The organism is Rhizobium sp. BK456 (genome assembly GCF_014194045.1).
Taxonomy (GTDB): domain Bacteria; phylum Pseudomonadota; class Alphaproteobacteria; order Rhizobiales; family Rhizobiaceae; genus Rhizobium; species Rhizobium redzepovicii.
In genome coordinates this window covers 244,794-271,443 of record NZ_JACIAO010000002.1, presented here as the reverse complement: position 1 = coordinate 271,443, position 26,650 = coordinate 244,794, and the positions used below count along the sequence as shown (strand labels likewise).

Here is a 26,650-nt window from a genome sequence, read left to right as displayed (position 1 = left end):
CGGTCACAGTCAAAGGCGAAGCGTTGATGCTTATTTGAAATTTCGCTGATGGTGGGACGACGGACATGCTGAAGATGATACTTTTGGTGGACGAGCCTATCGACATCTCGACGCCATGCCATGGCCAAGAAGGATCGCCGACACATCCCCCGCCCACCCTCATCCCTGTGCTCGTCACAGGGATCCAGCGCGCCCAAGTCCTTGGGCGCAGGAGACTCACTTCACCGTAGAAGTCATTCGCCGCGCCGACGCGCGTCGGCTAGATTCCTGTGACGAGCACAGGAATGAGGGAGCAAGTGGGAAGGCCGCGCTCCCACAAACTCGCCGAACGAAAAACCATCACCTGCCCAAATTTTGCGCAGCCTTCGCGGAGCAGCCATCCGCCACCTCGCTTCCACCGCCCGGATTCCCCTGTTTCCCGCAACGCAAAATCTTTTCCTCGAACTGCGCATGGTTCTTGCATTGCAATTTGCGTTGTATTCAAATGAACAAAAAAGGGGAGCACGCACCTTTGGCATTTGATGAAATGATTACCGGGGACGAAAGTCCTCGCCCGCCTTATGAAAAATATTTTGAGTGGTACAACAGCCAAGACCGGTCGCATCTGATTGCCAAATCCCGCGATGCGGAAAACATCTTCCGGAAGACCGGCATCACTTTCGCGGTCTACGGCCATGCCGATAGCTCCGAAAAGCTCATCCCCTTCGACATCATCCCGCGCATCATCTCCGCCCGCGAATGGCGCAAGCTCGCCCAGGGCATCGAGCAGCGGGTGATCGCGCTCAACGCCTTCTTGGACGATATCTACCACAAGCAGGAGATCATCCGCGCCGGCCGCGTCCCGCGCGAGCTGATCGAGAACAACGTCACCTTCATCCCTGAGATGATCGGCTTCCGCCCGCCGGGCGGCGTCTACACCCATATCGTCGGCACCGACATCGTGCGCACCGGCGAGGACCAGTTCTACGTGCTGGAGGATAATGCCCGCACGCCTTCCGGCGTCAGCTACATGCTGGAAAACCGGGAAACCATGATGCAAATGTTCCCGGAACTCTTCCATGAGAACAAGGTGCAGCGCGTCGAAGACTATCCCTATCTCTTGCGCCAGAGCCTTGCTTCGCTCGCCCCTCCCGGCTGCAGCGGCAAGCCGCGCGTCGCGGTGCTGACCCCCGGCATCTACAATTCGGCCTATTACGAGCATTCCTTCCTCGCCGACATGATGGGCGTCGAACTGGTCGAAGGCTCGGATCTGCGCGTCATCGACGGCAAGGTGAAGATGCGGACGACCCGCGGTTACGAGGCGATCGACGTGCTCTACCGCCGCGTCGACGACGATTTCCTCGATCCGCTGACCTTCCGGGCCGATTCCGCACTCGGCATTCCCGGCATCATGGATGTCTACCGCTCCGGCAACATCACCATCGCCAACGCGCCCGGCACCGGCATTTGCGACGACAAGGCGATCTATTCCTATATGCCGGAGATCGTCGAATTCTACACCGGCAGCAAGGCGCTGCTCGAAAACGTGCCGACCTGGCGCTGTTCGGAGACATCAAGCCTGAAATACGTGCTGGAGCATCTTGAGGAATTGGTCGTCAAGGAAGTGCACGGCTCCGGCGGCTACGGCATGCTTGTGGGACCGACGGCCTCGAAGAAGGAGCGCGCCGATTTTGCCGAGAAGCTGAAGGCCAAGCCGAACAATTATATCGCCCAGCCGACGCTGTCGCTCTCCACCGTGCCAATCCTCGTCAACAAGGGCATTGCGCCGCGCCATGTCGACCTGCGTCCCTATGTGCTCGTGTCGGACAAGGTTCAGATCATTCCGGGCGGGCTCACCCGCGTGGCGTTGAAGCAGGGCTCGCTGGTGGTCAATTCCAGCCAAGGCGGCGGCACCAAAGACACCTGGGTATTGGAGGACTGATGCTCGGAAGAACCGCAAACGGCCTCTACTGGATGTTCCGGTACATCGAGCGCGCCGAAAATATCGCCCGCCTTGTCGATGCCGGGCTGCGCATGTCGCTGACCCGCAGCAGTGCCGGCGACGACAACTGGGATGGCGTGCTGCAAAGTGCCGGCGTTCGCGAAGCCTATGACGAGGGCCACACGAAGCTGACCAATGCCGATGCGATCGACTATCTCCTGCGCGATCGCGCCAACCCGTCGAGCGTCATGTCCTGCATCGAGTCCGGCCGCAACAATGCCCGTATGGTGCGCACTGCGCTGACGCGAGAGACCTGGGAAGCGACCAACGAATGCTGGATCGACCTGAAGTCGCTGCTCGAAAAGCGCGTCAAGCCGGCCGAAATGCCTGAAGTCATCGACACCATCAAGCGCCGCGCCGGTCTCATCCGCGGCGCCTTCCATGGCTCGACGCTGCGCAATGAACTCTATAATTTCGCCCGCATCGGCACCTTCATCGAGCGGGCAGACAATACCAGCCGTATTCTCGACGTGAAATATTACGTGCTGCTGCCTTCGGTCTCGGCCGTCGGCTCCTCGCTCGACAACGTCCAGTGGGAATCGATCCTGCGCTCGGTCTCCGCCCACCGTGCCTATAGCTGGGCCTATGACGGCGAATACCGGGCGATGAACATCGCCGACTTCCTGACGCTGAACGTGCAGATGCCGCGTTCGCTCGCCTATTGCTACGAGAAGATCGTCAGCAATCTCGGCTATCTCGCCCAGGATTACGAGGCGCGGCTGCCTGCCCACGATACCGCCGATGCAATCCGCACCACGCTGCAGACGCGGGCGATTCGCGACATCATGGATCAGGGCCTGCACGAGTTCCTGGAGGATTTCGTCTCGCGCAACAACCAGCTCGGCGCGGAAATTTCCGACGGCTACCGGTTCTACGTTTAAGCGGATCAGAACATGAGACTGAAAATCAGCCACCTCACCGAATACCGCTACGACGAACCGGCGCAGTTCTCGCTGCAGCGCCTCAGGCTGACGCCGCCGACAACAGCCGCCCAGAAGGTGCTCGGCTGGTCGCTGAACGTCGAGGGCGCCAAGCCCGAGGTGGAATATGACGACCAGTACGGCAATCACGTCAACCTGGTCTCGCTGGAAGGCGCACAGCACCTGACGCGCATCTTCGCCGAAGGCGAGGTCGAAACGACTGATAATAACGGCGTCACCGGCCCGCATACCGGCTTCTGCCCGCTTTGGCTCTTCCTGCGCGAAACGCCGCTCACCAAGGGCGGCAAGCTGGTCAAGGAGCTGATCAAGGGGGTCGCTGGCGATAACGAACTTGCCCGCATGCATGCGCTGATGGCAGCAATCCATGAGACGGTCGACTATAAGCCCGGCACCAGCAACACCGCGACGACGGCCGAACAGGCGCTGGAAAGGAAGAGCGGCGTCTGCCAGGACCATGCCCACATCTTCATTGCCGCCGCCCGCGCCCTGCAGGTACCGGCCCGTTATGTCTCGGGCTATCTGATGATGGAGGAAAAGGTCGAGCAGGCGGCGACCCATGCCTGGGCCGAAGCCCATATTCCCGGCCTCGGTTGGGTCGGTTTCGATCCCGCCAACGAGATCTGCCCGGATACGCGTTATGTCCGCGTTGCCTCCGGCCTCTGCTACCGCGACGCCGCCCCGATTTCGGGCATGCGTATCGGCACGCCGGGTGAAACGCTGTCGGTGACCGTGAAGGTCGAGGATGGCGGCCAGATGCAAAGCCAGAGCCAGAGCTAAGCGGCATCGGCCGCTCGGAAGAGCGAGATCCAAATCTCGGCTCCCTTGCATGCGCGCACCGGATTTCGACGGTCTTCCAGGGCTGATATCTATGTGCTCAACTGCTGGCGACATCCGGCCTTTCCCCCTCGAAGGGCCATGGCTGGGCCTATCCATCGCGCGGCGGCGATCTCCTGCAGATGGATTGGCCTCGGCCGCGCCGTTTCACCAGCACGTCACGCCGCCAGACGATGCGGAATTCGGACAGCCTATCGAGGCCCGATATCCGCCGCCAACACCTGTCGGGTATCACGCATGGACATGGCTCAACGAGAAGCATCCCGGCTCGCATCAGGCGAACGCAGCCAACGTTGATCCGTCGCAATGACCGGGCCGCATGGCCGTGGTTGGATTTCAGAAACAAGCAGAGCGGAATACACCGTCGTCGTGGCATATTGGGCAGAAGCTCCCGCGAAGACGGCCTGGCTGACAATGTCTGGATCTTCGGATGATGACTTCATTGGTGATGACGGACGCATTCCAACGTCTCAGCCTGGCGCTTGCGATCGGCATCCTCGTCGGGATCGAGCGCGGATGGCGCGAACGCGAGGCTGCGCCGGGCAAGAGAGTGGCGGGCATCCGCACCTATGGCCTGTCGAGCTTCCTCGGCGGCTTTTGCGGTTTTCTGCAGCCGATCACAGGACCGATCCTGCCGACGGCCATCTTCGTGTTCTTCTGTATCACAGTGCTCGTCTTCAGCGGCATGCAGGCAGCACGGGAGAAAGATTACAGCGCGACCGGCACCATCGCCGCGATAACGGTCTTTGCGCTGGGCTTCGGTGCCGTCGTTGCGGATATGACGGCGACTGCGGCGAGTGCCGTCGCGATCACCGCGCTTCTGGCGGCGCGGGAGCCGCTGCATGGATTTCTCCGGAAACTGACCTGGCTCGAATTACGGGCCGCGCTGATTCTGCTGACGATGACGGTCGTCATTCTTCCGATTCTACCCGACGAGGCGGTCGATCCCTGGCAGACGATCAACCCTTTCGAGCTTTGGATGATGACCATCCTGATCGGTGCGGTTTCATTCGCCGGTTACGTCATGATCAGGCTCAGCGACGCCAAGGCCGGGATATTGCTGACCGGGGCCTGCGGCGGCATCGTCTCGTCGACGGCGCTGACGCTTTCCTTCGCCCGCCAGTCGACGCAGACGCCCGCCCTCTCGCCGCTGCTTTCGGCCGGAGCGATGCTGGCGGGAGCCGTATCCCTCAGCCGGGTGCTGTTGATCTGCGGCGTCATCGCGCCTGATATACTGAAGGAGCTTGCGGCATCGCTCGGCCCGGCTGCCGCGATCCTTGCCGTGGGCGGTTGCCTCGCCGGATTGTCGCGGCGCTCCGATGGCGGTTCCGATTTTTCGCCGCGAAATCCGCTGGAAGTGATGGTCGTCATCCGCTTCGCGCTTCTGCTTGCCGTCGTGACCATCGTGACGCGGGCAACTTTGGCAGTCTTTGGAACCCAGTCGCTCGTCGCGGTCGCTTTCATCACGGGGCTCGGCGATCTCGATGCCATTACCCTCTCCATCGCCAAGCTGTCGTCGCAGACCGTACCTGCGGACGCGGCCGCACATGCGATAGCGGTCGCCGCCTTTGCCAATCTTCTGGCGAAAACCGGTCTTGCGGCAACGACAGGAAGCACTGGTTATGCGGTTCGACTGGCGATCACGACCGGCATAGCGACACTTGCAGGCGCCGCCGGCTTATTTCTGGCGTGAACAGCCGTCGCGGGCGCGATATCCCTCAGCCCCGGCGCTTTTGCAAATCATGGACGAAAGCGTCGACGATATCGGCAGTGGAGCGGCATTTTTTTCGGCGGTGAATTGTCGCCGGTGTTGATGATCACACTGAGGCGCCGCCGTCGATGACGATATCCTGACCGACGATATAGGAGGCGGCTGTGGATGCGAGCCAAAGCGCTGCAGCGGCAACCTCGTCGGTCGTTGCCACCCGTTTGGAAGGATTGGTGGCGGCGACGCGAGCGTCACGCGCCGCTCGATCCTCACCGGGACGGATGGAAAGGGGTGTATCCACCGGCCCCGGGCAAAGACAGTTGATGCGGACGCCATGCGGAATGGCTTCCAGCGCCGCCGTGCGCGTCAAGCTGCTGACGGCAGCCTTTGAGGCGGCATAGGCGCCCATGGTGGGGCGCACGATCCGCGCGCCGATATTCGAGCCGATGTTGATGATCGCGCCGCCGCCCGTCGCCTTCATGACCCGGATTTCGTGCTTCATCGACAGCCAAAGCCCGGTCACGTTGACATCAAAGACATGGGCGAAGGCTTCAGCCGCCATTTCGTCGACCGCGCCGCTGAGCACGATACCGGCGGCGTTCACAGCAACATGCAACGGTCCTACCTGGTCGACCAAGGCGCCGACCGACCGCTCATAGGTCACATCGGCTGAAACGGCGAACGCTTCACCACTCCCCTCGCGGATGAGGCGCGCGGTCTCTTCCAGTTCCTCCTGCCGTCGCCCGGCCAACACCACCCTGGCCCCGGAATTGGCGAAGGCAATCGCGATGCTGCGCCCGATGCCGCTGCCGGCGCCGGTGATAAGGGCTGTCTTGCCGGAAAACTCTAAGCTGGCCATGGCTCACCTATTTATGTGTCAATCAGCACAGAAATATGCTATTGCACCGACCCTGTCTAGAGATTTATATGTCGCTCGACACAGAATGAGGCACCTATGGCTGAACGAGGGCGACCAAGGAATTTCGACCGCGCGCAGGCACTGGACCGGGCGCTGATGGCGTTCTGGCAGAACGGCTTTGCGGCGACATCGATGAACGATCTTGTCGAGGCAATGGGGATCAACTCGCCGAGCATCTACGCAGCATTCGGATCGAAGGAAGCGCTGTTCGCCGAGGCCGTGCAGCATTATCACACAGCTTATGCGGACGACCTGCCGGCAGCACTGAAAAGCGCGCCCGACGCCGCCGGCGGCATCGAAGCCATGTTGGAGGCGGCGGTGGAACTGTTCACCCGCGCGAATAGGCCGCATGGCTGCTTTGTCGTGAACTCCGTGGCGAGCAATGCGCCGAACGGGATCGAAATAGAGCAGACCCTGAAAGAGCTGCGGCAGGGACGGTCGAAGCAGATTGCCGAGCGCCTGACCGAAGATGTGCGCGGCGGCAGACTTCGGGATGATACACCCGTTCAGGAACTGTCGGACCTTTACGCTGCCATCCTTCAAGGCCTCGCTCAAGGCGCGCGCGATGGTCTTGCCAAGGAGCGCCTGCTGACAATCCCCCGCCATTCGAGGGCTCTCATTTCTCCGTGGGTGGCAGACAAGAACTCTCGCTAGCGGGAGCGGGCGCCCTGTCTCACGGCAGGCTTCGCCACTCCCCTGGCGGCACGCCGGTGGTCGCTTTAAAAGCTTTGGAAAAATGGCTTTGTGACCCGAAGCCGCAGGCGGAGGCAACGGTTGCAAGGCTGTTTTCGCGGTTGCGAAGGAGCCTTTCTGCTTGCTCGATCCGCCGCGCCGCCACGTAGCGATGCGGAGGCATGCCGAAGCTGACGCGAAACATCTTGGCAAAATGAAAGGTGCTCAAGCCGGCTTCCCGTGCCAGCCGATCAAGCGTCAGCGCCTGCTCGAGGTTGGCGTCGATGTAATCAGCAGTACGGCGACGCACCGAGGGTGAAAGCCCTCCGCGCACGGCCTCCTGCCGCGCCTGCCGATTGTGCGATTTCAAGATCCGATGAATGAGAAGCCTACAAACCGCATCGAGAGCGACACGGTCGCTCTTTTCCTGCCAGTTCAAAGGCAAAACCCCTCCCCGGACAATCATCGCCATCGCCGGATCATCACAAAACGTCAGATCCATCAGATCGATATGCCTCGGGTCGATGTCGAACGACGTCAGCGCTTCATAAGCGAGGAGCTCGGGATCGACGTAAAGATGAAACATCCTCAGTGGCCCGCCAATATGCCATTGGCTTTTGTGTTCGGCCGGCAAGAGGCAAAGCTTGCCCGGTGCTCCGCCCGATAGCCGCTTATCCTCGCGAATGACCCTTTCGCCGCCGTCAAGATAGATGCTCAGCGTGTGATGATCGGGGCGCTCGTAGAACGCTTCTCCTGCGCGGTTGGTCCACTCCGCAAGCGACAGTCCCCGGTCGACCGAGCCGGAGCGCTGCAGGCATGCGCCGGATCTTGAGAGCGCTTCTTTAACTGTCAGACGGTGTTGCTGTTCCATGATCCATCGGGGCCTCGTCTCACGAGTTTGAATGGGACGGCGCAGCCGATCAATAGGGCCAAAGGCAAAAAACCCAAGAATATACAATGCCTCCACGGTCTGCGGCATAGACCTGGCTGTTCGGCTCGATATCGATCCTCCCATTGTCGTTGACGGAGTGAAAGACCATGACCGGCCTCTGCTATGCTTTAACCGTGCTGATCTGGGGCACCACCTGGATCGCCATCAAGAACCAGCTTGGCGTCGTTCCGATTGAAGCGTCGATCGCCTACCGCTTCGCCCTCGCCGGCGTGATATTATTTGTAGGCCTGACGGTTGCGAAGAGGCTTCAGCCCATTCCCTTGCGTCATCATCCCTATGTGGTCCTGCAGTCGATCTGTCTCTTTTCCTGTAATTTTCTTTGTTTCTATATCGCCGAAACCTTGGTGCCGAGCGGCATTGTTTCGGTGATCTTTTCAGCTGCGACAATCTTCAATCTTGCCAATGGCATGGTCGCATTTGGCCAGAGGCCGTCGGCGCGCATTCTCCTGGGCGCGGCCTTCGGCGTTGCCGGCATTGTCTGCCTTTTCTGGAATGAAGCTGCCGCCGCCGCATTCGACCGCAACGTGGTGATCGGCGTGATGCTCGCCCTCCTCGGGACATGGTTCTTTTCGGTCGGCAACCTGGTGTCCGTACGCAACAGGAAGCACGGATTGTCGGTGACTTCGGTAAACGCATATGGAATGCTCTACGGTGCGGGTATCGTCTCGGCATTCGCCGCCATTCGGGGTGTTGAATTTACCTTCGATCCTTCAGCGTCCTATGTCGACTCTCTCCTTTATCTCGCAATTTTCGGCTCCGTAATCGGGTTTACCACCTATCTCACCGTCGTTAATCGGCTGGGAGCAGCCAAAGCCGCTTATATGACCGTCCTCTTTCCCATCGTTGCCCTGACGATTTCGGTGTTTTTCGAAGGTTATCAGCTCGGTCCATTGGCGGCTCTCGGGCTCTGCGCCGTACTGGTTGGAAACGTGCTGGTTTTTTCACCAGTGCCTCGACTGGCCGTTTTTACCCGGCGCTTTCGTCTCTGATGTCAGAGCGAATTTCCTTTGACCCGCCTCCCCGAAGCGTCTCGGCTGGCCGTGTCGTCGCGCGTCGGGTGCGGTTCACGTCGCAGGCAAAATGGTCGGTTCGGTTGGAAGCGCTGGAGGCCGGCGCCACGGATTTTTTGGCCAAGCCCTTCGACCCGCTGGACGGAAACCGGCTATCCCAAAGGCCTGTCCAGCGACGCAATCCACATCGACGCACGATCGTCGCGGTTGCCGACGTCTTCGAAGCGCTCTGCTCCGATCGGCCATGTAACAGGCCTGGCCGGTCGAGCAGGCTTACGCAAAAATAATTGCCTGCAGCGGATCGCACTTCGATCCGCCTGCATTGCCACTTTCCGGCGCATGGCAGTCTCGAGCGCCTGAGCGCGCCATTCCGCGCGAACGGCGGACAGAAAAGGCGGGGTTTTGCCCCGCCTCATCAACGATCAATTTCGGATGCACCCGGTTAGTGGCTGTCCTTGCCAACCGCGTTTCCGCGACATCCCTTGAGGAAGTCGAGGTCGGCGCCGGTATCGGCCCCTTCGACATGCTGCTGATGCAGGAAGGCATAACCTGATGTCGGCAGGTCGTGGTTCGGCTGCCATTCGGCCAGCCGGCGCGCCAGTTCCTCGTCGGAAATGTCGAGATGCAGACGACGGTTCGGCACATCGAGCTCGATCATGTCGCCATTCTTCACGACCGCAAGCGGCCCGCCGACCGCCGCTTCCGGCGAGGTGTGCAGCACGACGGTGCCGTAGGCGGTTCCGGACATGCGGGCGTCGGAAATGCGCACCATGTCGAGGATGCCCTTCTTCAGCACCTTCGGCGGCAGTCCCATGTTGCCGACTTCGGCCATCCCCGGATAACCCTTCGGCCCACAGTTCTTCATGACCATGATGCAGTTTTCGTCAATGTCGAGATTGTCGTCGTTGATCTTGGCCTTGTAATCGTCGATGTCCTCGAACACGACTGCCCTGCCCTTGTGCACCAGGAGATGCGGCGAGGCCGCCGACGGCTTCAGTACCGCGCCCTTCGGCGCCAGATTGCCGCGCAGCACGACGATGCCGCCCGAAGAGGTCAGCGCCTTTTCAGCGGGCAGGATGACATCCTCGTTCCAGTTGACGACGTCCTTGACCTCGTCCCAGACAGTTTCGCCGGAGACCGTCAGCGCATCCTTGTGCAGCAGGCCCGCTTCGCCGAGGCGCTTCAGCACCACCGGTAGACCGCCGGCATAGAAGAACTCTTCCATCAGGTACTTGCCCGACGGCATCAGGTTGACGATTGTGGGAACGTCGCGGCCGCAGCGGTCCCAGTCGTCGAGCGACAGATCGATGCCGACGCGGCCGGCAATCGCAAGCAGGTGGATGACGGCATTCGTCGATCCGCCGATCGCCGCATTGGTGCGGATGGCGTTTTCGAAAGCCTGTTTCGTCATGATCTCGGAGGGCTTCAGATCGTCCTTGACCATCTGCACGATGCGGCGGCCGGTCAGCTGCGCCATCACCTTACGGCGGGAATCGACGCCAGGGATCGCGGCATTGCCTGAGAGCGCCATGCCGAGCGCTTCGGCCATCGAGGCCATAGTCGAGGCGGTGCCCATCGTGTTGCAGGTGCCCGACGAACGGCTCATCGAGGCTTCCGCCTCGAGGAACTCGGCCTGCGTCATCTCGCCGGCCTTCACCATTTCGGAGAACTTCCACAGATGCGTACCGGAGCCGACGCGTTCGCCGCGGAAATAGCCGTTCAGCATCGGCCCGCCGGTGACGACAATCGACGGCAGGTCGCAGGAGGCGGCCCCCATCAGAAGCGACGGCGTGGTCTTGTCGCAGCCGACCAGCAAGACACAGCCATCCATCGGCTGGCCGCGGATCGCCTCTTCCACCGCCAGTGCGGCAAGGTTGCGGTACATCATTGCGGTGGGGCGGAAGGTGTTTTCGGATGCGGAAAATACCGGCACCTCGAGCGGGAAGCCGCCGGCCTCCCAGACGCCCGCCTTCACCTTCTCGGCGAGCTCTCTCAGATGACCGTTGCACGGGGTCATATCCGACCAGGTGTTGAGGATGCCGATTACCGGCCTTCCATCGAACAGGTCGTGGGGATATCCCTGGTTCTTAAGCCAGCCGCGGTGATAGATCACGTCGCGGCTCGTGCCGCCGTACCATTCCTGCGACCTCAGCCTGCGCGGCCATTCTGCTTTTTTCTTCATAGTCTCTGTCCTTCAGGATACCCCCTGATCGCCTCGTACGATCAGGGCTATCGCACTTCGTCTCAAGCCAGCGTGTAGGCGGTCTTGACGGTTGTGTAGAATTCGGCGGCGTACTTGCCCTGCTCGCGCGGGCCGTAGGACGAGCCCTTGCGGCCGCCGAAGGGGACGTGGAAATCGACGCCGGCGGTCGGCAGGTTGACCATGACCATGCCGGCTTCCGAATTGCGCTTGAAGTGCGTCGCATGTTTCAGGCTGGTCGTCGCGATGCCGGCCGAAAGCCCGAACGGCGTGTCGTTGGCGATGGCGAGCGCCTCGTCGTAATCCTTCGCCCGGATCACCGAAACCACAGGTCCGAAGATCTCTTCGCGCGAAATACGCATCTGGTTGGTCGCTTCGGTAAACAGCGTCGGCTGCAGGTAGAAGCCGGGCGTGTCGCGGGAAATCACCTCGCCGCCGAAGGCGAGCTTGGCGCCTTCGTTTTTGCCGATTTCGATATAGTCGGTATCGGTCTTCAACTGCCGCTCATCGACGACGGGGCCGATATGCGTGCCGGCTTTCAGCGCATTGTCGACGACGAGCGTCTTCAGCTTGTCGGTCAGCGCCGCGACGAACTTGTCGTGAATGCCTTCGGTGACGATCAGGCGCGACGATGCGGTGCAGCGTTGGCCGGTGGAGAAGAAGCCGGAATTGGCGGCGGCCTCGACGGCGACCGACAGATCGGCGTCGTCGAGCACGACCATCGGGTTTTTGCCGCCCATCTCCAGCTGGAACTTGCGGTTATGCTCGATCGAGGCGGCGGCGACGCGCCGGCCGGTGCCGGTGGAGCCGGTAAAGGTGATGCCGTGAACGTCGGGGCTTTCGAGCATCGCCTGTCCGACGACCGAGCCCTTGCCCATAACGAGGTTCAACACGCCCTTCGGCAGGCCGGCGCGGTTGAGGATGTCGACGATCGCCCAGGAACAGGCGGGCACCAGTTCGGCCGGCTTGAAGACGACGGTGTTGCCGTAGCAGAGCGCCGGCGCGATCTTCCAGGCCGGGATGGCGATCGGGAAGTTCCACGGCGTGATGATACCGATGACGCCGAGGCCCTCGCGGGTGATTTCGACGCCGATGTTCGGGCGTACCGACGGGATCACTTCGCCGGCCAGCCGCAGGGCCTCGCCTGCGAAAAATTCGAAGATCTGCGAAGCGCGGATGACCTCGCCGGTGGCCTCAGGCAGGGTCTTGCCTTCTTCGCGGGCAAGCAGCGCGCCGAGCTCGTCCTTGCGCGCCATGATCTCGTCGCCGGCCTTCTTCAGGATGACGTGGCGTTCCCAGATGCCGGAGCGCGACCAGGCCGGGAAAGCGGCCTTGGCGGCGGCGATGGCGTTCTTGGTGTCTTCGGCGCTGCCGTCGGCATAGAGGCCGACGACTTCGTTGGTATCGGACGGATTGATGTTCTTCGTCGCGTTGGTGCCGACCCATTCGCCGGCGATCAGGTTTTGATAAATGGTCATGGGCTGAATGAGCCTCCTTTACCGTTTATGAGAAATTAGAGCTGCCTGACGGCAATCTCTTCTTCGGCGGCCACCTTCAGCGGATTGCGCAGCGGCAGGCCGAATTCGGCGACTTCGATTTCGAAGACATCACCCTCTTCCGCCTTGATGCCGTCGGCGAAGGAGAGCGTCGCCGTGCCGAACATATGGACATGGACATCGCCCGGAACACGGAAGATGCCGTATTTGAAATGGTGATATTCGAGATTGGCGAAGGTGTGCGACATGTTCGCTTCGCCCGACAGGAAGGGCTTTTCGAAGATCACCTTGTCGCCGCGCTTGATGCGCGAGGTGCCGCGGATGTCGTCCGGGGCGGCGCCGATGCGGATTTCCGGACCATAGGCGGCGGGGCGCAGTTTCGAGTGGGCCAGATAGAGGTAGTTGATCCGCTCGGTGACGTGGTCCGAAAACTCGTTCGACAAAGCGAAGCCGATGCGGAACGGTGAGCCGTCGCTGGCGATCACGTAAATTCCAGCCATTTCAGGCTCTTCGCCACCATCGAGCGCGAAAGAGGGCGAGACGAGCGGGGCGCCCGGGGCGGCAGCGCCGTAGCCGTTGCCCTTGTAGAACCATTCGGGCTGCACACCCTTTTCGCCAGCCTTCGGCTTGCCGTTCTCGAGACCCATCTTGAACATCTTCATCGAGTCGGTCAGCGTTTCCTCGGCCGCCTCGCTGGTCTTCTTGTGCATGGAATCACGGGTGGCGGCGGAGCCGAGATGCGTGAGACCAGTGCCGGTCAGATGCAGGTGGGCAGCGTCCGGATGGGTGATCGGCGGCAGGAAGCGGCCTTCCGCATAGACCTTCTCAAGATCGACGGCATCACCGTAACCATGCGCCTCGATGACTGAAGCAAGCGACTTGCCGCCGTCGGCGGCTTCCATCGCCAGCGCATAGACGCTGCCGGCATTCTTCACCGATCTTGCAGCGCCGCCCTGCTCGCGCACGGCGACGACGATCTCTCCGTTGGCACCCTTGATCTGGGAAATAAGCACGACTTCGATCCTTCTCGTTCCGGCGAAGACCAGGAAAAGCTCCGCCTGTCCGGCTCCATCAGGAGCCGGAATTGATCACTCATATGACTGCGAATGCGGGGCTGCGCTTGAGCGCTCAGCCCTTGTTCTTGTTGTAGACGTCGAAGAACACGGCGGCGAGAAGCACCGCGCCCTTGACCATCTGCTGCGAGTCGGTGCCGAGGCCGTGGATCGACATGCCGTTGTTCATGATGCCCATGATCAAGGCGCCGATGACCGCACCGGTCACCTTGCCGACGCCGCCCTGGGCCGACGCGCCGCCGATGAAGCAGGCGGCAATGACGTCGAGTTCGAGGCCGAAGCCGCCCTTGGCCGTCGCCGAATTGAGGCGCAGCGCCACGATCAGGCCGGCGAGACCAGCCAGCAGGCCCATATTGGCGAAGGTCAGGAAGGTCAGCCGCTCGGTGTTGATACCGGAAAGCTTGGTCGCCTTCTCATTGCCGCCCATGGCGTAGATGCGGCGGCCGATCGTGGTGCGACGGGTAATAAAGGCGTAGGCCGCGACCAGGGCCAGCATGACGACCAGCACGTTCGGGAAGCCGCGATAGATCGACAGCTGGTAGCCGAGCGCCAGAATGGCGATGGTGACGAGGGCGTTCTGGGCGAGGAAGAAGCCCAAGGGCTCGACATCATTGCCATGCTTCTCGTTCGACAGCCGCTTGCGCCATGCGAGATAGAAGAGCGCGACGGCGCCGATCACGGTCAGAATGATCGAGGTCGAGTTGATGCCGCCCATATCGAACAGGTTCGGCAGGAAGCCGATGCTGATCAGCTGGAACTCCGGCGGGAAAGGACCGATGCTGGTGCCAGTCCCCGATGCGGTCATCACGAACAGCGTCAACCCGCGGAAGACCAGCATGCCGGCGAGCGTGACGATGAAGGACGGGATCTTGTGATAGGCGACGAAATAACCCTGGACGCCGCCGACGAGCGCACCCATGGCAAGGCATACGACACCCGCCAGGACATAGTTGGTGTGCCATTGCACGGTCATCACCCCGGCGATGGCGCCGATGAAACCGACGACGGAACCGACCGAAAGATCGATATGGCCGGCGACGATGACCAGCAGCATGCCGAGCGCCATGATGACGATGAACGAGTTCTGCAGGATGATGTTGGTCAGGTTGAGCGGCCTGAAGAGAACGCCGCCGGTCGAAATCTGAAAGAACACCATGATCGCGATCAGCGCGATGAACATGCCGTATTCCCGGATGTTGCCGCGAACGTAGTCTCCGATCGAGACGACGCGCCCTTGCTCAGCGATGGGTTGGTTGATCGGCGTCATTGTTTCTTCTCTCCTGAGCGCATGATGGCGCGCATGATGGTTTCCTGGCTCGCTTCTCCCTTCGGCAGTTCCGCAACGATACGCCCTTCATTCATGACGTAGATGCGGTCGCAGGTGCCCAGAAGTTCCGGCATTTCCGACGAGATCATCAGAACGGCTTTGCCGTCAGCCGCGAGCTGATTGATGATAGTATAGATTTCGTATTTTGCACCCACATCGATACCGCGCGTCGGCTCGTCGAGGATCAAAACATCGGGATTGGAGAACAGCCACTTCGACAGCACCACCTTCTGCTGGTTGCCGCCGGAAAGATTGACCGTTTCCTGGAAGATGCTGGAAGAGCGGATGCGCAGCTTCGAGCGATAGTCGGTAGCGACCCGGGATTCCTTGACGCTGTCGATGACCGATGCATTCGACACCGCCTTCAGATTGACCAGCGTCGTATTGTGCAGGATCGTGTCGTTGAGCACCAGGCCGAGCTGCTTGCGGTCTTCGGTGACATAAGCGAGACCGGAATCGATCGCCCGGCGCACGGTGCTGACATCGACCGGCTTGCCGTGCATCAGCACTTCGCCGGATACTTTGTGCCCGTAGGATTTGCCGAACAGGCTCATGGCGAATTCGGTGCGCCCCGCCCCCATCAGACCGGCGATACCGACGACCTCGCCCTTGCGGACGGTGACGTTGATATTGTGCAGGACCTGACGGTCGCGGTGATGCTGGTGATAGGCGTTCCAGTTCTTCACTTCGAGAATGGTTTCGCCGATCGGCACCGAACGCGGCGGGTAGCGGTCTTCGAGATCGCGGCCGACCATGTTGCGGATGATGATGTCTTCACTGATCTCGTCCGCGTGACAGTCGAGCGTCTTGACCGTCATGCCGTCGCGCAGCACGGTGATCTGGTCGGCGACCTTACGGATTTCGTTCAGCTTGTGGGAAATGATGATCGAGGTGATGCCCTGCTTGCGGAATTCCATCAGCAGCGTCAGCAGCGCGTCGGAATCGCTTTCGTTGAGCGAGGCGGTGGGCTCGTCGAGGATGAGCAGCTTGACGCTCTTCGACAGCGCCTTGGCGATTTCGACGAGCTGCTGCTTGCCGACGCCGATGTCGGTCACCAGCGTGTTCGGAGATTCCGACAGGCCGACCTTCTTGAGCAGCTGCTTGGTGCGATTGAACGTCTCGTCCCAGCTGATGACGCCGCTCTTGGCATTCTCGTTGCCGAGGAAGATGTTCTCGCCGATCGACAGCAACGGCACCAGCGCCAGTTCCTGGTGAATGATGACGATGCCGATTTCTTCGGAATCCTTCAGGACCTTGAAGTTGCGCGTCTCGCCTTCATAGACGATGTCGCCGTCATAACTTCCGGTGGGGTAGACGCCCGATAGGACTTTCATCAGGGTCGATTTGCCGGCCCCGTTTTCGCCGACCAATGCGTGAATTTCACCCTTGCGAACCTTGAGGTTCACGTTCTCCAGCGCCTTGACGCCCGGGAACGTCTTGGTGATGCTCCGCATTTCGAGGATGGTATTGTCCATAGTCAAAGTTCCAGCGCCGTGAGCCGCCAAGCGGCTTGGCGATCATAAAATCGAAGACCGGAACCCGCAAGCGCGGGTTCCGGCCTCCTGCTTAACGTCTTACTTCAGCTTGTCTTCAGAGTAGTAACCGCTGTCGACGAGGATCTGCTTGTAGTTGGTCTTGTCGACGGCAACCGGCTTCAGCAGGTAGGACGGAACGACCTTGACGCCGTTGTCGTAGGTCTTGGTGTCGTTGACCTCAGGCTCCTTGCCGGACATGACGGCATCGACCATGGCAACGGTGACCTTGGCGAGTTCGCGGGTGTCCTTGAAGATCGTCGAGTGCTGTTCGCCAGCGATGATCGACTTGACCGACGGGATTTCAGCGTCCTGGCCGGTGACGATCGGCAGCGGCTGAGCAGCCGTACCGTAACCAACGCCCTTCAGCGAGGAGATGATACCGATCGACAGACCGTCGTAAGGCGACAGAACGGCGTCGACCTTGGCGTCGGTGTAGTTAGCCGAGAGCAGGTTGTCCATGCGGGCCTGGGCCGTTGCCGGATCCCAACGCAGGGTGCCGACCTTGTCCATGCCGGTCTGGCCGGACTTCACGACGAGCTTGCCCGAGTCGATGTAGGGCTGCAGGACGGACATGGCGCCATCATAGAAGAAGAAGGCGTTGTTATCATCCGGCGAACCGCCGAAGAGTTCGATGTTGAACGGGCCCTTGCCATCCTTGAGACCGAGGCCGTCAACGATGGAGTTTGCCTGCAGAACGCCGACCTGGAAGTTGTCGAAGGTAGCGTAGTAATCGACATTGCCCGAATCGCGGATCAGACGGTCATAAGCGATGACCTTGATGCCGGCGTCATGAGCCTTCTGAAGAACGTCGGAAAGCGTCGTACCGTCGATCGAAGCGATAACCAGAACCTTGGCGCCCTTGGTGACCATGTTTTCGATCTGCGAAAGCTGGTTCGGAATATCGTCGTCGCCATACTGCAGGTCCGTGGCATAACCGGCAGCTTCGAGCTGCTTGACGATGTTGTTGCCGTCGTCGATCCAGCGGGCCGAAGCCTTGGTCGGCATGGCAATGCCGACGGTGCCCTTGTCGGCGGCCATTGCCGGTGCAACGAACGAAGCGACGCCGAAGGCAGCCGCAGCCATCAATGAGATAATGGACTTCATTTCTCTCTCCCTTGTTAATAGAGCAGCGGACGAAAAATCGCCCGCCCCGAAACTGTGGCAGGTTCCGTATTGGATAGTTACTTCAGATGGTGAGAAACGAAGTAGGTCTCCTCCACGATCTCACACGTGTTGAGTGCCAACCAGCACACGGCGGCAAACTGGTATGGATTCCTATAACTGTCAAATAGAATAACTGGTAAAGTGCATAACAATTTTGGTATATCGTTAAAAAGTATTACTTTTGATGGAGCGCAGCGAGGAGGCTGCAACCATGACGATTGTTTCAGAGCCCATTTCGATGGACCATGTCGATATCCACAGCGATAGTTTCGGCAATGACAGCCTTTTACGTGCAGGACTTAAGCTGAATCACCTGCGGATGATCGTCGCAATCGAAGATAGCGGACAGATTTCCGCAGCTGCGGAAGTCCTGAACATTTCACAGCCCGCGGCATCGCGCATGCTGTCCGAAATGGAATCAATTACCAAGACTCAGCTCTATGAACGCGTCGCTCGCGGCGTGGTGCTGACGACCTTCGGCGCAGCACTTGCCAGACGGGCGCGGAAGATCCTCCTGGAGCTGCGCGAGGCGAGCCGCGAGATCGGCGAACTGAAGAGCGGCAAGGGCGGCTCGGTCTTCATCGGCGCGGTGACGGCGCCGGCCATGAGCCTCGTCGTGCCGGCGATCAACAGGGTGCGCAAGGCCTATCCCGGCATCGAGATCAACATCCAGGTGGAGACCAGCAACGTGCTCGCCCGCGAACTGCTCGCCGCCCACCACGACTTCATCATCAGCCGCATTCCCGACGATCTCAACCCGCGCCTGTTCGAGGTGACGGAGATCGGCATCGAGCGCGCCTGCCTGATCGTGCGCAGCCGCCATCCGCTGCTGAAAAAGAAAAAGACCAGCAGCCTTTCCGACATCAGGGATTACGACTGGGTGTTCCAGCCGCCGGGCACGCTGCTGCGCCGGACGATCGAGGATATTTTCCTGTCGCGCGGCGTGGCGCTGCCGGAAAATATTGTTAACACCTCGTCGCTGCTTTTAACCTGCGCCATCGTCTGCGAAACCGATGCGATCGCTCCTGTCGCCACCGACGTCGCCCAGTTCCTCTCCAGCCAAAGCGCCAGGGCTTCCGACGTGCGCACGCTGCCGATCGATTTCGACATCAACGTCAAGCCTTACAGCCTGATCACCGCCAGGGAACGGGCGCTGCCGCCGAGCGCCAGGCTACTCTACGACATCATTCTGGAGGAAAGCCTGAAGCAGTCAGGCTGACGCGGCCCGCAAGCCCGGCGCCATCTTGCCCATCTTAAATGCGCGCCGGAGCAATTCCAGCAAAAGGCGCCAGCGGTTTTTGCGTCCGGGAATTGCGTAAAAAATTAGAGCACGTCGGGTGTTTCGAAGAACCGGAACACTCTTGAGGATTCGGGATGCTGTTCGGACAGTCGGTATTTCAATCAGTGCTCGAACGGCTGAAGGCCGAGGACGAGACGGCTGAAGAGGCCAAAGCGCCCGCCGCCCACCGTGTGGCAGGCCTCGGCACCGGCTTTGCTTTCGATGTCATGGAGGGCGTCTCGGTCGCCTCGCAGCGGATCGGCGAAGCCTATTTCGACAATCTGGATCTCGACGCCGCCGCCGGGTTTACCGAGAAACCGGCGGCTTTGCCGGAACCAGAGCCCGCAATGCCCGACCATCTCACCCGCACGGCGCCGCAAGAGGTTGCCGCCGAACTGGCGATCTCGGCCGCCGACACGCCGCTGACGCTCAGCGAGAAGCGCCGCGCCTTCGCCCGCGCCAATCATCCCGACGGTGTCGCGCTCCCCTTCCGCGAGAATGCGACGAAACGGATGATGCTGGCCAATCTGCTGATCGACGAGGCGCTGCGGCGATTGGGCCGCTGACTGGTTTCAGTCTGCCTGCCCGTCCCTGGTGGGCTTTTCCGCGGATATCTCCGCAAGCTCTTCCTCTCCCTCGTCATTGACGTCAGGCTCGGCCATCGCCTGGGTGACTTCAGGCTGCGGATTGAAGGTCCAGAACAGCATATAGAAGGAATAGGCGCCCGCCGCGGCCGAAAGCACCGCCCAGAAGGGATCGCCGCCGACAATCTCGAACGCCGCCCAGCCGAAGCAGACGGCAACGATGGCGACACGCACCCAAAGGCGCCGGTATGCCGGATGGTTCGGATCAATCAGTTGCATCTGTGCCCCGCGGTCGCATATGTCACCGTGCCCATGGCATGTGTCACACCGGCCATGGCATTTGTCGCGCTTGTCTTTAGTTTGAATCTTGCAAATGTGAAAGAGCGGCGGGCTTGACGCGACGCAGAGAAGATGGAATGAAAATTCCAGATTTTTGGCAATTCGGTTTATTTGTTCCGAATTCAAGGGAGGTTGCTATGACAGTGAGATTTGGTCTTCTCGGCGCCGGCCGCATCGGCAAGGTTCATGCGAAAGCCGTCAGCGGCGACGCCAATGCGACGCTGGTCGCGGTGGCCGACGCCTTTCCGCAGGCGGCCGACGCCATCGCCTCCGCCTATGGCTGCGAAGTGCGCACCATCGAGGCGATCGAGGCGTCCAAGGATATCGACGCCGTCGTCATCTGCACGCCGACCGATACCCATGCCGACCTGATCGAGCGCTTCGCCCGCGCCGGTAAGGCGATCTTCTGCGAAAAGCCTGTTGATCTCGACGTCGCCCGCGTCAAGGCCTGCATCAAGGTGGTGGAAGAGACCGGCGCCAAGCTGATGGTCGGCTTCAACCGTCGCTTCGACCCGCATTTCATGGCGGTGCGCAAGGTGATCGACGACGGCAAGATCGGCGATGTCGAAATGGTGACGATCACCTCGCGCGACCCCGGCGCCCCGCCGGTTGATTACATCAAGCGCTCGGGCGGCATCTTCCGCGACATGACGATCCACGATTTCGACATGGCCCGCTTCCTGCTCGGCGAAGAGCCGGTCTCGGTGCTGGCAACCGCCGCCGTCCTCGTCGACAAGGCGATCGGCGAAGCCGGCGATTATGACAGCGTCTCGGTGATCCTGCAGACCAAATCCGGCAAGCAGGCCGTCATCTCCAACTCCCGCCGCGCCACCTATGGCTACGACCAGCGCATCGAAGTGCATGGCGCCAAGGGCATGGCCGCGGCCGAAAACCAGCGCCCGGTCTCGATCGAAGTTGCAAACGGCGATGGCTACACCCGCCCGCCGCTGCATGATTTCTTCATGACCCGCTACACCGAAGCCTACGCCAACGAAATCGCCGCCTTCATCGCCGCCATCGAAAAGGGCACGAAGATTTCGCCTTCCGGCGCCGATGGCCTGGCGGCTCTGGTGCTTGCCGACGCGGCGGTGCAGTCGGTCAAGGAAGGCAAACTCGTCAAGATCGGCTGACAGCTGGCTTTTGAACGGATAGGTTTGAGATGGCCGGGTGTTTTGCCCGGCCGTTTTGCGTTTGTGCATAGCGCTATTCCCCACTGTTTTGCTCCGGAAGTTCCTCATCCTCCGTCATGCGCAGCCGAGCACCCACGCCACATCCGCCGGCAGTCGTAGGTGCGTTTGCGCCAAACGCGCACTCAGCGAAGCGGATGAGGCGTCACCGGGCGGGCGCTATAACAGGCATGGGAAAGGAACCCGCGCCATCCGAAATGTCGAGGGCCTGTTTGGCGGCAGCGTATCTCCAGCCTCTGTCATTCCAGGCCTTGAGCCTGGAATCCATGGCCGCAGCCGATCGAGCCGGCCAAAGGTTCAGAGCGTTTGAAGGACCCCTCCTCACAAGGGGGAGGGACTAAGATGCCGCACCGCTTGCGATGACCTTCACCGAAACAATTTGTAGTGCAGCGACAGCAAGCAAGACTTCGAATTCGGGCGCCGTCGGGCGCGACGGGTTAAGCCCCTCCCCCTTGTGAGGAGGGATTGGGCGGGGTCTTGGGCAGCCACATAGCACCGCGGACGCGACCTCTCCCGCCGTCATTCCTGTGCTCGTCACGGGAATCCAGCCACCGCGCGTCGGCGCGGTGAATGACTCTCATTCGACGAGAAAGTGTCTCCCGCGCCCAAAGACTTGGGCGCACTGGATTCCTGTGACGGGCACAGGAATGAGGATGCATGAGGAGATGCGACCTGCTCATTGTCGGTGGTGGATCCGGCTTAACTGACGGTGGGTGGCGCTATAACGGTGCCGAACCAGCTTGTGGCATGGGTGTTTGGGCGCTTTATCTTCCTGGAAATATCTTCGTGAAGCTGCGCACTTACCACTTTAATTGGGATTTTTTCGACAGGAGGGAATCGCGATATGGGAACGACGATTGAGGTCGGGACGATAAAAGATGTCGAGCCATGGGCGCAGCTTCGCGTCGCGCTATGGCCGCATCACTCGCTTGAAGATCATCGAGGTGAGTTGAGCCGGGCGTTTCTTTCAGAAAATGCAGAAGCAGTGGCGTTCATCGCTCGAAATGCTGCGAATGAAGCTGTCGGGTTTGCTGAGGCCACGTTGCGGCATGATTATGTGAATGGATGCAGCAGCTCGCCCGTTCTGTTCCTCGAAGGGATTTATGTCCGGCCCGTTGACAGGCGAAAGGGTATCGCAGGACTGCTTTGCAATGCCGTTGCCGATTGGGGGAAGTCGCTTGGGTGTGTTGAGTTTGGCTCTGACGCGCCGCTTGAGAATTCGGCCAGCCATGCGCTCCATGCCGCTTTGGGATTTGAGGAGACACAACGCGTCGTGTTCTTCCGAAAGCTGCTGTAGGCCGGGGCTGGGGCTTCAATACCCGCCCTGCCCTCCCGAGATCACGATATCCTGGTCTATCACCGAGAGTGCCCGGTTAAGATGGCCTTCGAAGACGAGGATCGGTTCGTCTGGCACCACGCGGATTTCCGGCATGCCTTCCATGCGGACGATATGGGACTGGCCGAGGCCTTCTTCGATGCCTTGGCGCAGCAGGTCGTAATAACGGGTGCCCGGGCCAGTGATGGCGATGGGCATGCGTTCGGTGAGGCTGAGCATGCGGGAAAGGCCGTTGCCAAGCGCCAGGCCCGCCTGGCGGAAGGCGATGGTGGAGGTGCGGTGGCCCTGGCGGGCTTTGGCGGCGATTTTGTCGAGTTCCGTGACGGGGACGAATTTGGCCGGGATGGTATCGAGCGGCACTTCGAAGGCGCTGCGCAGGATGGCGTAGAAGCCGGCATGGGCTTCGATGCAGCCGCGGGTGCCGCAGCGGCAGAGACCGCCACCCGCCATGTGCAGCATGTGACCGAAATTCGGGGCCGAGATCTCCTGGCTGGTCTGGCCGCCGCGCCTGACAATGCCGAGGCCGATGCTGTGGCCGAGCGAGAGCGCCGCGAGCGAGCGGAAATCGGCGCCCTTGACGACCTCCTCGCGGGCGCCGAGGGCGGCTGCGACCAGCAGCGTCTCGTTGTCGAGAATGACCTTGGCCTGCCAGTCCGGCCGCAGCACCGATTCGAAATCGATCTGATCGCTGCCGAAGATCGGCGACCATAGAAGCACCGGCTCGGTTGAGTTGACCAGGCCCTTGCTGCTGATCGAGATCAGCAGCACTTTCTCCTGGGAAATCCGGGAGCGCTCGAGAATGCGGGAGAGCCCGGCGCGCACTCCTTCAACGAAGCGGGCAGCCCCTGCGGGATCATGCGAGCGCTCCTCGCTGAAGCGGTCGATCAGCTTGCCGGCATAATCCACGAGCGAATATTGCACGGCATCGGACGAGATGATGACGACAATGAGATAGCCGCAATCGCGGCGCTGGCGCAGCAGCACGCGTGGCCGGCCGCGGCCGCTGGCGGCCTGCTGCTCCGATTTTTCGATGATATGGGCGCGTTCCAGATCGGCGGTGATCGCCGAGATGGTGGCCGAGGAAAGGCCGGTGAAATCGGATATTTCGGTATGGGCGAGCGCGCCGTGACGGCGCAGCACGGACAGCACGAGCACGCTGTTTCTCTGCCGGACCAGCTCCGTGCTCGACTTGGTCAGCATGAATGCCGCCCTCTCCCCTATGCCAAAATTCAATAGTTAGAGCATGATGCCGCCCGAAAACCGTTCACACTTTTCGGCATCATGCTTCTCTCCGCCCTCGCTTCCACTGCATCGCCAACCGCCGTTCCGCAAGGGAAAATAAGCTGACGGCCCAGTGTTGACAGCCGAAAAAATCTCTGACATCAAATTTCTCGACTGTCGAGAAAATAATCCGAATTTTCCTCGACAGCTTTTCGCGGTGGCCGGAGGAAGCATGGGCTGGGCCGGTCGCAACTCACTCGGGAGGATAGTATGAAGTCTATTTTGAAATTGATGGCAGGCGCGGCCATTCTCGTTTCCGTGCATACGGCTGCCATGGCTGCCGATCTCGTCGTCGGCGTTTCCTGGTCGAATTTCCAGGAAGAGCGCTGGAAGACCGATGAAGCCGCGATCAAGAAAGCTCTCGAAGCCAAGGGCGCCAAGTATATTTCCGCTGACGCGCAGTCTTCGGCCGCCAAGCAGCTGACCGACGTCGAATCGCTGATCTCGCAGGGCGCCAACGCGCTGATCATTCTCGCCCAGGATTCCGACGCCATCGGCCCGGCAATCGAAAAGGCCGCCGCCGAAGGCATCCCGGTCGTCGGCTACGACCGCCTGATCGAAAATCCGGCTGCCTTCTACATCACCTTCGACAACAAGGAAGTCGGCCGCCTGCAGGCCGAGGGCGTCTTCAAGGCCAAGCCGGAAGGCAATTACGTCTTCATCAAGGGCTCGTCCTCCGACCCGAATGCCGACTTCCTGTTCTCGGGCCAGCAGGAAGTGCTGAAGGCCGCGATCGACGCCGGCAAGATCAAGAATGTCGGCGAGGCCTATACGGACGGCTGGCTGCCGGAGAACGCCCAGCGCAACATGGAGCAGTTCCTGACCGCCAACAACAACAAGGTTGACGCCGTTGTTGCATCCAACGACGGCACGGCCGGCGGCGCGATCGCAGCGCTCGACGCCCAGGGCCTCGCCGGCTCCGTTCCGGTTTCCGGCCAGGACGGCGACAAAGCGGCGCTGAACCGCATCGCGCTCGGCACCCAGACGGTTTCCGTCTGGAAGGACAGCCGCGAACTCGGCAAGCGCGCTGCCGAAATCGCTCTCGACCTTGCCGGCGGCAAGGACATGAGCAAGGTCGACGGCGCCCAGGCTTTCAAGGGCGGCCCGAAGGGCGTGGAAATGCAGTCGGTTTTCCTGAAGCCGCTGGCAATCACCAAGGAAAACCTGAACGTCGTCATCGACGCCGGCTGGATCTCCAAGGCTGAAGCCTGCCAAGGCGTCAAGGCCGGCACGGTCGCCGCCTGCAAGTAAGCAAGCTTCGAACGTAATTGCCGGCGCCGCAGCGGAAAGACCGTTGCGGCGCCGGATGCGGATGAGACCTCCAAGGATGAGTTTCTCCGCCTCGCCGCACCATCGCGGACCTGCATTCCCTGCCGGAAGGGTGTCGCCACGCCACGGTTTCCGGAAGCATCGTGATGGTCAGTTGAAGAACAGACGAATGACGCCGCCCACAGTTTCGGGCACGCCGGCGCAGCCGTCCAAACATAATGGGGGAACGGCAAACCCATGGCCGAAATGGTAAAATCAACAGCATCAAGCGGGCCGCGAACGGCGGAAGCCAATCCGGTGACCCGCTTCTTCCGCGCGACCGAGATCGACACACGCCTGCTCGGCATGATCGGCGCGCTCATCATCATCTGGATCGGTTTCCACATCATCACCGGCGGCCTGTTTCTGACCCCGCGCAATCTCTGGAACCTCTCGGTTCAGACGACCGATATCGCGATCATGACGACGGGCATGGTGCTGATCATCGTCACCCGCAACATCGACCTTTCCGTCGGATCCGTGCTCGGCCTCTGCGGCATGATCATGGGCGTGACCCAGGCGAAAATCCTGCCTGAGTATATCGGCTTCGACAGCCCCTTCACCTGGGCGATCACGCTGCTGGTCGGTATTGCGGCGGGCTTCCTGATCGGTGCCTTCCAGGGCATGATCATTGCCTTCCTGAACGTTCCCTCCTTCATCGTCACCCTCGGCGGCCTGCTGGTCTGGCGCGGCGCGACCTGGCTCGTCACCAGCGGCCAGACGGTCGCCCCCATGGACCAGACCTTCCGCATCATGGGCGGCGGCGCTGAGGGCTCGATCGGCGCCACCTGGAGCTGGATCGTCGGCATCGTCGCCTGCCTGTTCGTCATCGCCAGCATTATCGGCTCGCGCCGGCAGCGCCGCCGCTTCGGCTTTCCGCGCCGGCCGATCTGGGCGGAATATTTCCTCGCCGTCCTCAGCTGCGTGCTGATCCTCGGCGCCGTCTCGATCGCCAACAGCTATTACTGGCCGATCAACATCGCCAAGAAATATGCCGAGACCAACAACATCCCCTGGCCCGAAACCGGCCTGGACATTCCCTACGGCATCGCCGTGCCGGTGCTGATCGCGATCGTCGTCGGCATCATCATGACCTTCATCGCCACCCGCCTGCGCTTCGGCCGCTACGTCTTCGCAATCGGCGGCAACCCCGAGGCAGCCGAACTCGCCGGCATCAAGACCCGCTGGGTGACGGTGCGCATCTTCGCGCTGATGGGCGTTCTTGCGGCCATTGCGGCGGCGATTTCCACCGCCCGCCTCAACGCCGCGACGAACTCGCAGGGCACGCTCGACGAGCTCTACACCATCGCCGCCGCCGTCATCGGCGGGACGTCGCTGGCGGGCGGCACCGGCACGATTGCCGGCGCCATGCTCGGCGCGCTGGTCATGCAATCGCTGCAATCGGGCATGGTTCTCGCCCATGTCGACACCCCGCTGCAGAGCGTCGTCGTCGGCACTGTCCTCGTCGTGGCGGTCTGGCTCGACACCGTCTATCGCGCCCGTGCCAAGTGAGAGGAGCCCTAG

Annotated in this window: 23 protein-coding genes and 1 pseudogene; 13 read left to right on the top strand and 11 right to left on the bottom strand. The window is 61.0% G+C overall.

Going from position 1 to position 26,650, the window contains the following annotated elements; genetic code table 11:
• Positions 1–511 precede the first annotated feature (511 nt).
• From FHX03_RS07570 to FHX03_RS07555, 4 genes are all read left to right on the top strand, one after another.
• Complete coding sequence (locus FHX03_RS07570; RefSeq protein ID WP_097626502.1) at positions 512–1,921, top strand: circularly permuted type 2 ATP-grasp protein; 1,410 nt, start codon at positions 512–514, stop codon at positions 1,919–1,921.
• Entirely contained in the window at positions 1,921–2,862 is a 942-nt protein-coding gene (locus FHX03_RS07565) for an alpha-E domain-containing protein (RefSeq protein WP_097626500.1), read from the top strand. Before FHX03_RS07570 ends, FHX03_RS07565 begins: the two co-directional genes overlap by 1 nt.
• A gap of 12 nt (positions 2,863–2,874) precedes the next feature.
• Positions 2,875–3,699, top strand: a complete 825-nt coding sequence (locus tag FHX03_RS07560; protein WP_097626498.1) for a transglutaminase domain-containing protein — start codon at positions 2,875–2,877, stop codon at positions 3,697–3,699.
• A 487-nt stretch (positions 3,700–4,186) separates the two neighbouring features.
• Positions 4,187–5,449: an MgtC/SapB family protein gene (locus FHX03_RS07555; protein WP_183853150.1), complete on the top strand. Its 1,263-nt coding sequence runs from the start codon at positions 4,187–4,189 to the stop codon at positions 5,447–5,449.
• Positions 5,450–5,573: 124 nt separating this feature from the next.
• Here FHX03_RS07555 and FHX03_RS07550 read toward each other — a convergent pair whose 3' ends face one another.
• Positions 5,574–6,323: an SDR family NAD(P)-dependent oxidoreductase gene (locus FHX03_RS07550; RefSeq protein WP_097626494.1), complete on the bottom strand. Its 750-nt coding sequence runs from the start codon at positions 6,321–6,323 to the stop codon at positions 5,574–5,576.
• 96 nt (positions 6,324–6,419) lie between these two features.
• Here FHX03_RS07550 and FHX03_RS07545 point away from each other — a divergent pair, with 96 nt between their 5' ends.
• Positions 6,420–7,037, top strand: coding sequence for a TetR/AcrR family transcriptional regulator (locus FHX03_RS07545; RefSeq protein WP_183853149.1), 618 nt, complete (start codon positions 6,420–6,422; stop codon positions 7,035–7,037).
• A 19-nt stretch (positions 7,038–7,056) separates the two neighbouring features.
• Here the strand turns inward: FHX03_RS07545 and FHX03_RS07540 are convergent, their stop codons facing one another.
• Positions 7,057–7,926 carry a helix-turn-helix domain-containing protein gene (locus FHX03_RS07540; RefSeq protein ID WP_097626490.1) on the bottom strand — a complete coding sequence of 290 codons (870 nt, stop codon included), beginning with the start codon at positions 7,924–7,926 and terminating at the stop codon, positions 7,057–7,059.
• A gap of 167 nt (positions 7,927–8,093) precedes the next feature.
• On the opposite strand from FHX03_RS07540, the gene FHX03_RS07535 reads away from it, so the two are divergent.
• Both FHX03_RS07535 and FHX03_RS34325 read left to right on the top strand, forming a co-directional pair.
• Positions 8,094–8,996, top strand: a complete 903-nt coding sequence (locus FHX03_RS07535; protein ID WP_183853147.1) for a DMT family transporter — start codon at positions 8,094–8,096, stop codon at positions 8,994–8,996.
• A 156-nt stretch (positions 8,997–9,152) separates the two neighbouring features.
• Positions 9,153–9,377, top strand: a pseudogene (locus FHX03_RS34325) (HD-GYP domain-containing protein); the annotation flags it as partial.
• Positions 9,378–9,459: 82 nt separating this feature from the next.
• Here FHX03_RS34325 and araD read toward each other — a convergent pair.
• The 6 genes from araD to chvE all read right to left on the bottom strand — a co-directional run bounded on the left by araD (position 9,460) and on the right by chvE (position 17,752).
• Positions 9,460–11,199, bottom strand: coding sequence for an L-arabinonate dehydratase (araD, locus tag FHX03_RS07530; protein WP_097626486.1), 1,740 nt, complete (start codon positions 11,197–11,199; stop codon positions 9,460–9,462).
• 62 nt (positions 11,200–11,261) lie between these two features.
• On the bottom strand, positions 11,262–12,695 hold the full coding sequence (locus tag FHX03_RS07525) for an aldehyde dehydrogenase family protein (RefSeq protein ID WP_183853145.1): 1,434 nt from the start codon (positions 12,693–12,695) through the stop codon (positions 11,262–11,264).
• Positions 12,696–12,730: 35 nt separating this feature from the next.
• Positions 12,731–13,726: an AraD1 family protein gene (gene araD1 / locus FHX03_RS07520; protein WP_183853144.1), complete on the bottom strand. Its 996-nt coding sequence runs from the start codon at positions 13,724–13,726 to the stop codon at positions 12,731–12,733.
• A gap of 115 nt (positions 13,727–13,841) precedes the next feature.
• Positions 13,842–15,053 (bottom strand): multiple monosaccharide ABC transporter permease, encoded by a 1,212-nt coding sequence (gene mmsB, locus FHX03_RS07515; RefSeq protein WP_097626481.1) that lies wholly within the window; start codon positions 15,051–15,053, stop codon positions 13,842–13,844.
• A complete protein-coding gene (gene mmsA, locus FHX03_RS07510) occupies positions 15,050–16,588 on the bottom strand; it encodes a multiple monosaccharide ABC transporter ATP-binding protein (protein WP_064840274.1) in 1,539 nt (512 codons plus the stop codon). Before mmsA ends, mmsB begins: the two co-directional genes overlap by 4 nt.
• A gap of 99 nt (positions 16,589–16,687) precedes the next feature.
• Positions 16,688–17,752: a multiple monosaccharide ABC transporter substrate-binding protein gene (gene chvE, locus FHX03_RS07505; RefSeq protein WP_003565744.1), complete on the bottom strand. Its 1,065-nt coding sequence runs from the start codon at positions 17,750–17,752 to the stop codon at positions 16,688–16,690.
• Between the two features lie 271 nt (positions 17,753–18,023).
• On the opposite strand from chvE, the gene FHX03_RS07500 reads away from it, so the two are divergent.
• Together FHX03_RS07500 and FHX03_RS07495 are read left to right on the top strand one after the other, a co-directional pair.
• Positions 18,024–19,031 (top strand): LysR family transcriptional regulator, encoded by a 1,008-nt coding sequence (locus FHX03_RS07500; RefSeq protein WP_131711390.1) that lies wholly within the window; start codon positions 18,024–18,026, stop codon positions 19,029–19,031.
• Between the two features lie 155 nt (positions 19,032–19,186).
• Entirely contained in the window at positions 19,187–19,657 is a 471-nt protein-coding gene (locus tag FHX03_RS07495; protein ID WP_183853142.1) for a hypothetical protein, read from the top strand.
• Between the two features lie 6 nt (positions 19,658–19,663).
• Here the strand turns inward: FHX03_RS07495 and FHX03_RS07490 are convergent, their stop codons facing one another.
• Both FHX03_RS07490 and FHX03_RS35050 read right to left on the bottom strand, forming a co-directional pair.
• Positions 19,664–19,954, bottom strand: coding sequence for a hypothetical protein (locus FHX03_RS07490; protein WP_183777556.1), 291 nt, complete (start codon positions 19,952–19,954; stop codon positions 19,664–19,666).
• The gene (locus tag FHX03_RS35050) at positions 19,945–20,010 is read right to left on the bottom strand and encodes a hypothetical protein (protein WP_375166088.1); all 66 of its coding nucleotides are present in this window, start codon (positions 20,008–20,010) and stop codon (positions 19,945–19,947) included. Before FHX03_RS35050 ends, FHX03_RS07490 begins: the two co-directional genes overlap by 10 nt.
• Positions 20,011–20,151: 141 nt before the next feature.
• On the opposite strand from FHX03_RS35050, the gene iolG reads away from it, so the two are divergent.
• Complete coding sequence (gene iolG / locus FHX03_RS07480) at positions 20,152–21,144, top strand: inositol 2-dehydrogenase (protein WP_097626475.1); 993 nt, start codon at positions 20,152–20,154, stop codon at positions 21,142–21,144.
• A gap of 901 nt (positions 21,145–22,045) precedes the next feature.
• Positions 22,046–22,498, top strand: coding sequence for an aminoglycoside 6'-N-acetyltransferase (aac(6'), locus tag FHX03_RS07475; protein WP_097626473.1), 453 nt, complete (start codon positions 22,046–22,048; stop codon positions 22,496–22,498).
• Positions 22,499–22,513: 15 nt separating this feature from the next.
• Here aac(6') and FHX03_RS07470 read toward each other — a convergent pair whose 3' ends face one another.
• Entirely contained in the window at positions 22,514–23,737 is a 1,224-nt protein-coding gene (locus FHX03_RS07470) for an ROK family protein (protein WP_183853140.1), read from the bottom strand.
• 291 nt (positions 23,738–24,028) lie between these two features.
• Between FHX03_RS07470 and xylF the strand changes: the two genes are divergently transcribed.
• Both xylF and FHX03_RS07460 read left to right on the top strand, forming a co-directional pair.
• Positions 24,029–25,069, top strand: coding sequence for a D-xylose ABC transporter substrate-binding protein (xylF, locus tag FHX03_RS07465; RefSeq protein WP_097626468.1), 1,041 nt, complete (start codon positions 24,029–24,031; stop codon positions 25,067–25,069).
• Between the two features lie 255 nt (positions 25,070–25,324).
• Positions 25,325–26,638, top strand: a complete 1,314-nt coding sequence (locus FHX03_RS07460; RefSeq protein WP_183853138.1) for a sugar ABC transporter permease — start codon at positions 25,325–25,327, stop codon at positions 26,636–26,638.
• The last annotated feature ends 12 nt before the right edge of the window (positions 26,639–26,650 follow it).

Excerpts from the sequence above, each read along its gene's own strand:
- FHX03_RS07495 (WP_183853142.1), top strand. The coding sequence starts at position 19,187 with ATGCTGTTCGGACAGTCGGTATTTCAATCAGTGCTCGAACGGCTGAAG.
- iolG (WP_097626475.1), top strand. The coding sequence starts at position 20,152 with ATGACAGTGAGATTTGGTCTTCTCGGCGCCGGCCGCATCGGCAAGGTT.
- FHX03_RS07460 (WP_183853138.1), top strand. The coding sequence starts at position 25,325 with ATGGCCGAAATGGTAAAATCAACAGCATCAAGCGGGCCGCGAACGGCG.
- FHX03_RS07550 (WP_097626494.1), bottom strand. The coding sequence starts at position 6,323 with ATGGCCAGCTTAGAGTTTTCCGGCAAGACAGCCCTTATCACCGGCGCC.
- FHX03_RS07545 (WP_183853149.1), top strand. The coding sequence starts at position 6,420 with ATGGCTGAACGAGGGCGACCAAGGAATTTCGACCGCGCGCAGGCACTG.
- chvE (WP_003565744.1), bottom strand. The coding sequence starts at position 17,752 with ATGAAGTCCATTATCTCATTGATGGCTGCGGCTGCCTTCGGCGTCGCT.
- FHX03_RS07525 (WP_183853145.1), bottom strand. The coding sequence starts at position 12,695 with ATGACCATTTATCAAAACCTGATCGCCGGCGAATGGGTCGGCACCAAC.
- FHX03_RS07470 (WP_183853140.1), bottom strand. The coding sequence starts at position 23,737 with ATGCTGACCAAGTCGAGCACGGAGCTGGTCCGGCAGAGAAACAGCGTG.
- FHX03_RS07560 (WP_097626498.1), top strand. The coding sequence starts at position 2,875 with ATGAGACTGAAAATCAGCCACCTCACCGAATACCGCTACGACGAACCG.
- FHX03_RS07490 (WP_183777556.1), bottom strand. The coding sequence starts at position 19,954 with ATGCAACTGATTGATCCGAACCATCCGGCATACCGGCGCCTTTGGGTG.
- FHX03_RS07535 (WP_183853147.1), top strand. The coding sequence starts at position 8,094 with ATGACCGGCCTCTGCTATGCTTTAACCGTGCTGATCTGGGGCACCACC.
- xylF (WP_097626468.1), top strand. The coding sequence starts at position 24,029 with ATGAAGTCTATTTTGAAATTGATGGCAGGCGCGGCCATTCTCGTTTCC.
- FHX03_RS07500 (WP_131711390.1), top strand. The coding sequence starts at position 18,024 with ATGACGATTGTTTCAGAGCCCATTTCGATGGACCATGTCGATATCCAC.
- mmsB (WP_097626481.1), bottom strand. The coding sequence starts at position 15,053 with ATGACGCCGATCAACCAACCCATCGCTGAGCAAGGGCGCGTCGTCTCG.
- FHX03_RS07540 (WP_097626490.1), bottom strand. The coding sequence starts at position 7,926 with ATGGAACAGCAACACCGTCTGACAGTTAAAGAAGCGCTCTCAAGATCC.
- FHX03_RS07555 (WP_183853150.1), top strand. The coding sequence starts at position 4,187 with ATGATGACTTCATTGGTGATGACGGACGCATTCCAACGTCTCAGCCTG.
- mmsA (WP_064840274.1), bottom strand. The coding sequence starts at position 16,588 with ATGGACAATACCATCCTCGAAATGCGGAGCATCACCAAGACGTTCCCG.
- FHX03_RS07565 (WP_097626500.1), top strand. The coding sequence starts at position 1,921 with ATGCTCGGAAGAACCGCAAACGGCCTCTACTGGATGTTCCGGTACATC.
- araD (WP_097626486.1), bottom strand. The coding sequence starts at position 11,199 with ATGAAGAAAAAAGCAGAATGGCCGCGCAGGCTGAGGTCGCAGGAATGG.